The organism is Oribacterium sp. KHPX15, from assembly GCF_900107835.1.
Taxonomy (GTDB): domain Bacteria; phylum Bacillota; class Clostridia; order Lachnospirales; family Lachnospiraceae; genus Oribacterium.
The window spans coordinates 1-5,944 of sequence record NZ_FNRG01000060.1 but is presented as its reverse complement, the minus strand read 5'-3'; the positions used below and the strand labels follow the sequence as shown (position 1 = coordinate 5,944).

Below are 5,944 nucleotides of genomic sequence, written 5' to 3'. Positions count from 1 at the left end.
TTCCGTTTTTCTCAGTGATTAATTTTTTACATTAAGCTAACTAATGTATAATATCAGTATTATGTTTTTGGAGGATTTTAAAAAATGAATTCTTTCCTTTTGTGGTTTGCGCCTTTCCTTATTTTTTTCATCTGCTCATTAAGTCTGTTTATTTTGGATGGAAATAAAGCCAAAGAAGAAGGAAGGAAACGAAAGACCTGGATAACCGTTCTTTTTATTATAAGTTTCGGATTAATGATGACTGTAATCATACTTTCTATTCTTTTACTTTTGCTAACGATTGCGATGGTACAGAACATGTGACTATGTTGAAACTTTTCAAATCCTATTATTCCAATATTAATTTCTAAAAACTTGCAGATATGAGCGACAAAACTTTTATAAAACTGATACTGTGTATAGTTGCTACCGGAGTCATTATTACAGCACTTCACGCAGCCTATATCTATTATACTTACGAGCATTCATCTATAATATATTTCATTTCAAAGGAGCTATGGCCATGAGAAAAACTGTTATCATCATAGCTGTCATTAGCTTCTTTGTTTTTGTTAATGTCTTTTTATATATCACCCTCACCTCTCGTCTAGAAAATAACTACAGCGGCGTATCTCAGACAAAAATGGTTGATGTTGCAAAATATATTCCTTTTGAAGAAACATCTGACCTTGCAAAAACAGGTTCCTCTTTGCATTTTTCTAATGATGATGATCTTCCAGTACTAGATGGTGCGGCTGCTCTTGTTCCTGTGTATGCTTCAATCATAGATTCAGTTTATCCGGAAGGTTCTGTTACCTATGAAGGCGGCACATTTTCAGACGATAACAAGTACGGCGAGAATTTCGCTGAAGATAGTGTCATGCAATATCAAAACACTATCCGTGGATTCGATGCTCTTTTAGACGGTTCTGTTGATCTCTTTTTCACAGCACACCCGTCTGAAAATCAGCTGAATACTGCAAAAGAAAAAGGAATAGAAATTGAGCTTGTACCAGTTGGCCTGGAAGCTTTCGTATTTTTTGTCAACAAAAATAATCCCGTAGAAAGTTTAACCATAGATGAGATAAGAGGAATCTATAGGGGTAATATAACAAACTGGAAAGACGTAGGCGGTCCAGACAGGATTATTAATCCGCTTCTTAGAATAAAGAATTCCGGAAGCCAGACCATGATGGAAAAATTCATGGAAAACGATATGATTAAGAGCCGCGGTATATTTGCTGTATTCGGTGCCTCCATCGGTTATTCATTCAGGTACTATCTTTCAGGGATGGTGGCAAATGATAATGTTAAGATGCTTGCAGTAAACGGCATATATCCCGATGCTTCAAGTATTAGAAACGGACTGTATCCTCTAACATCAAGTTTTTATGTCGCTTACCGAAAAGACAATCCGAATCCAAATGTCAAAAAACTTGTGGATTGGATTCTGTCTCCGGAAGGGCAAAGACTCATAGAAGGGTGTGGTTATGTGGCGATAGATTCGCGGTAAACAGAAAACACCTCACAATATTTGTTCTTGTGAGGTGTTAATATAAATTATACAGGTTGAAAGATATACTTCAAATTATCATCTTACCAACAATTTTTCTAGTTCACTGTATAACATCTCTCTTGCATCTTTCCATTCATTCCCAAGGCAACGAACCATGAACCCATGTTTACTGTTCTGAAAACAACGTGACACAACCTTGGAACCTGAAGATGCATTTACATGTTCAGCAAACTCCTGTCCTCCAGGTGCAAGAATATCCTTACCACCAGTGATCATGATTAGTGGTGGGAATTTTTCTAATTTATCCGGCCCAGCTTTTAACAGACTTACATAAGGGTCGTCAAAATCTGAATCTTTAGTACAATAAAGAAGATTATAAAGCTTTCCACGATTGCCAAGTTCTTCAAGATCTGCATTTTCATCGACATCACTTACATCCTCCAGAGAACAAACCGGATACAACATCGCACAGGCTGCAGGAATAATCTCTCCCTGTTCAATTGCTTTCATGGTAACTCCTGCCGCAAACTGTCCTCCGGAACTGTTTCCACCTACTACGATTTTTTCCGGATCACAACCTAACTCTTCTGCATGTATTCTAGCCCATTCATAGACTGCATAAGCATCATTTAATCCTGTAGGATACGGATATTCTGGAGCCAATCTATAATCTACATCAAGTACAGTACATTTTAATCTTTTTGCTAAATACGCACTGAATGCACTATCATTCTTTGTATGCGGCTGAACAAATCCGCCACCATGAATATTTATATATAGGATGCAGTTTTCTTCCCTGTCTTTTGAATCATAGCGATATACTTCTACAGGAAAACCATCATAGCTTTCAATATATAATTCTGAAACATTTACATCGTATATAATATCAAAATAGTCTGCAGGAAATTCATCTGGAAGATTGGATGGCATCCTAAGCATTGCGGCATATTCTGATTTCTTTTCTTTTGATAACTGAAGCATCTATTTCCTCCGTAATTCGATATTATTCATCCATTCTCTATCTCATCGGATATACATAAAGACAATTAGCGATAGTTGCCACAGTGCAGATAAGCGCACATGGGAATGCCCACAAGAATGTATTCTTTACACTCAAATTGCAGGCTGAATATGTGATTGCCGATCCCGTATTTGCCATTGGAGTAAGAACTGATAAAAGTGAGCATGAGAAACATGCAACAACAGCAGCTCTGGGATCGTATCCGGCTGCAGCACAAACACTGCATGCAATAGGAACAAGCACCATGAAAGTTGCGGTATTAGAAATAAATGATGTTGTTATGATAGTCACAAATGCGAATACTGAAACAATCATCAGCGGACTTGGGTTTCCACCCAAAATTTTAAGAACACCATTTCCGATGATGTCACCAGCGCCTGAAGCAGTAAGAACATTTGCAATACCTAATATGGTCGCACACATAGGTACCGGACCATGAATAAGTGAATTAAGGAAATAGTTCTCTTTCATGGTACCTGTGAAAATCATAATGATACAAATGGCAACTGGAATGAACATTGCCCTTGCACCAAGCTGTGCACTAAGGAAAAGACCTGCAACCGCGATAATAAATCCAATATACACAATCATTTCATGTTTTTTATCAAGCTTTTCATCATCACCCTTTTTGTTTGTCTTAAATGCGGATGTATCTACATCTTTTTTAGGAAGCATCTTATAAGTGAATGCACAGTACAAAAGTCCAATGATACCAGGTATAAGTGTACATTTCATAAGGCTTAATACATCAAGCATCTGATTACTTCCGGATGCTTCTATGAACTGATTGAGCATAAGATATGTAGTAACACCTGTAGATCCCACAGGGAATTTACCCATAAATGCAGTCATTACAAATGTAAGAGGCAACAGGATACGTGAAAGCTTTATCTCTTCAGATTCTTCACAGATTCCCATCATGAAACTCATCATTATCATAATGATTGATGACTGAGAAGTCATGAACTGAGCCAGGATAACAGCTATGACTAACAATGACAAAACTATTCTGAGATCCCCTTTCCCAGATTCCTGTCCAGAAGTGAGTTTTGTCTTGATACTTTCCACAAGTCTCGTCTTACCAAGCATTCCTGCTATGGCAAACATTCCTGCAAGCATCACCACATTTTTGTCATAAAAACCGGACAAAGCCTGTTCCATCGGTGCAGCTCCTGACAGTACCAATATGGCAATACAGCTTAGACCTATAAGCCCAAAACTGAACCGTCCAGACAACATCATGACAACAAATAGCACCATTACTCCAAGAACGATGCCAAGAACCAAAGATTCTCCCATATAAGCCCCTTTCTTTTTGAACGCCAGCTATTTTACCACACCAGAACCGTTCATCATTACATCAGTTTCTTAGTATAAAAATACCCGGCAATATTTGGCAGTTTTCACAAAACATCTGCCAAATGACCATATTTTATTGACTTAAATATACAATCAGTTGTATTGTTTATAAAGTTCATTGTTTTTTTGATTTCAGTGAATAAAATTCACAGCAACATGGATCTTATACTATTTAAGAGGTCATATCATGGATTTTAAACAGTTAGAATATATAGTCGCTATTGCTGATAGCGGAAACCTTTCTCGTGCAGCCGATAAACTATTCATTACCCGTTCCGCATTAAACTACAGTCTTCTAAATCTTGAAAAAGAACTTGGAGGACCTCTTTTTAAACGGCTTAACAATCAAATGGTATTAACTTCAATGGGAGAATTATATGTGAAATACGCTCGTAAGATCCTACTCCTATCCCATGAATGCAATAGCATACTGCGAGACTTCAATGACAATACAAAAGGAACATTGAATATTGGCATTACACCGGGATATGGTCAAAAAGTCTTTCAGGCTGTCTATCCAGAATTCTACAAAAAATATCCTGCTTACGATATAACATTAAAGGAAGCCAATGCCCGTCAACTATATACATACCTTCACGAAGGAGTAATCGACTTTGCATGGTGTGCTTTTCATAATCGTTCCCTGGGGCTGGAGCACATCATCTTAAACGAATCGGAGATACTGTTAGCTGTTCCTGATTCAATGATTACTGATGATTCAGCTACTGTGAACACCTCAAATGATGCTCCGGTTTCTCTTGAAAAATTTAAATCGTCACAATTTATTCTGATGAACCAGAGCAGCCTGATAAGAGAAATTACAGATATATATTTCGAAAAAGCACATATCCATCCTCATATAATGTTTGAGTGCTCAACCATCTCCATGGCACGTTCCTTTGCACAGAAAGGCATTGCACTTACTTTTTTACCTAAAGCTATGTGCCTTCCGAATATTGGACTAACATATTTTCATTTACCCTGGCCCGAAACTTTTGGGCTATCTATAACCTATAGAAAAGATGCCTATCTTACCCAGGCTGATTGGTTTTTAATTAATAAAATGAAAGAATTCTATCCAATAGTACTTAATAATGAGATAAATATTAAATGATATCGGTTCCTATTTTGAAAATAGAGAATGCGACAGGTAAATTCTCAATGCTTTTATATAATTAAAAAAAGCAGTGACACCACTGCTTTTTTGCGTTTATTTAGGGTTTCATCAGGCCCTTCCGTATCCTTCATAATAGTTTTCCCATCTCGCCTCAGGAACGCCTATGGCCTGTGCAGCAATATTTCGAAGGTTGAAGCAGACCTTTGCTTCAAATTCGTATCCTGGTCTAATGCAGTTTAAATCCTCATCGTACCAGCTTTTTCCATAGTTCTTGGCTTCATCATCAAAGTAAGATACAAAACAAGAAATATCATCCCCCTGTTCAAGTGCTGTCTTGAATTTTGATATATCGTTTCCTATTGATTCTCCGAATAGTTCTTTTAATGTAGGCTCCTTATAGTACCTGGATTCCTTATACCACTGTTGAAGTGATGATTCATATTCGTCTTTCCTGTCTGAAATTAAGTAGTTAAGCCTTTCTAATACCCTATCCATTTTTCTCCTTTCCGTATGTCCTTTGAGACTTTTCTGAATAGCTACATCTCTAAATGACTTATTAATTTTTCTGGTTAAATTATGGAAAGTGATTACCAAAATAAAAGACCCCATCAGATCAATTCTGATGAGGCCTTCTAAGTATGGAGGTATATTTTATAAGGAGAGGTTTATTATTTTTTTATCAGATTCCGAATTCCTGTGCCCAGTATGTTCTGCCGTTCTGAGTTGTTGTTGAGATTGCGCAAGTTGTGAAGTCAGGCTTTAAGATGTTTGCTCTGTGTGTAGGTGATGCCATCCATGCGTTTACTACTTCGTCTGCTGTGTTGTAGCCTTCTGCAAGGTTCTCGCCGTACTGAAGATCTGCATTTACTGTGTACCAGTCTGTTCCGTCCGGTCTTGTGTGTGAGAACTTAGTTGTGATCTCGTTTGCTCTTACTACTGATGTTGTCTCAAG

6 protein-coding genes are annotated in these 5,944 nt (G+C 37.4%); 2 read left to right on the top strand and 4 right to left on the bottom strand.

The genetic code is table 11. From position 1 onward, the window contains the following. Window positions 1–502 precede the first annotated feature (502 nt). Window positions 503–1,492 (top strand): PstS family phosphate ABC transporter substrate-binding protein, encoded by a 990-nt coding sequence (locus tag BLV86_RS16900; RefSeq protein ID WP_175456597.1) that lies wholly within the window; start codon window positions 503–505, stop codon window positions 1,490–1,492. Between the two features lie 78 nt (window positions 1,493–1,570). Here the strand turns inward: BLV86_RS16900 and BLV86_RS16895 are convergent, their stop codons facing one another. Both BLV86_RS16895 and BLV86_RS16890 read right to left on the bottom strand, forming a co-directional pair. Next, on the bottom strand, window positions 1,571–2,476 hold the full coding sequence (locus BLV86_RS16895; protein WP_090819907.1) for an alpha/beta hydrolase: 906 nt from the start codon (window positions 2,474–2,476) through the stop codon (window positions 1,571–1,573). 37 nt (window positions 2,477–2,513) lie between these two features. After that, a complete protein-coding gene (locus tag BLV86_RS16890; RefSeq protein WP_090819904.1) occupies window positions 2,514–3,815 on the bottom strand; it encodes an SLC13 family permease in 1,302 nt (433 codons plus the stop codon). Between the two features lie 247 nt (window positions 3,816–4,062). On the opposite strand from BLV86_RS16890, the gene BLV86_RS16885 reads away from it, so the two are divergent. Continuing rightward, the gene (locus BLV86_RS16885) at window positions 4,063–4,989 is read left to right on the top strand and encodes a LysR family transcriptional regulator (protein ID WP_090819901.1); all 927 of its coding nucleotides are present in this window, start codon (window positions 4,063–4,065) and stop codon (window positions 4,987–4,989) included. Window positions 4,990–5,100: 111 nt separating this feature from the next. Here BLV86_RS16885 and BLV86_RS16880 read toward each other — a convergent pair whose 3' ends face one another. Next, the gene (locus BLV86_RS16880; RefSeq protein WP_090819898.1) at window positions 5,101–5,487 is read right to left on the bottom strand and encodes a hypothetical protein; all 387 of its coding nucleotides are present in this window, start codon (window positions 5,485–5,487) and stop codon (window positions 5,101–5,103) included. A 184-nt stretch (window positions 5,488–5,671) separates the two neighbouring features. Beyond that, a partial coding sequence (locus tag BLV86_RS16875) for a CAP domain-containing protein (protein ID WP_139297963.1) occupies window positions 5,672–5,944 on the bottom strand: 273 nt, incomplete at its 5' end.

Coding starts and splice junctions, on each gene's coding strand:
- BLV86_RS16900 (WP_175456597.1), top strand. CDS start 503: ATGAGAAAAACTGTTATCATCATAGCTGTCATTAGCTTCTTTGTTTTT.
- BLV86_RS16895 (WP_090819907.1), bottom strand. CDS start 2,476: ATGCTTCAGTTATCAAAAGAAAAGAAATCAGAATATGCCGCAATGCTT.
- BLV86_RS16890 (WP_090819904.1), bottom strand. CDS start 3,815: ATGGGAGAATCTTTGGTTCTTGGCATCGTTCTTGGAGTAATGGTGCTA.
- BLV86_RS16885 (WP_090819901.1), top strand. CDS start 4,063: ATGGATTTTAAACAGTTAGAATATATAGTCGCTATTGCTGATAGCGGA.
- BLV86_RS16880 (WP_090819898.1), bottom strand. CDS start 5,487: ATGGATAGGGTATTAGAAAGGCTTAACTACTTAATTTCAGACAGGAAA.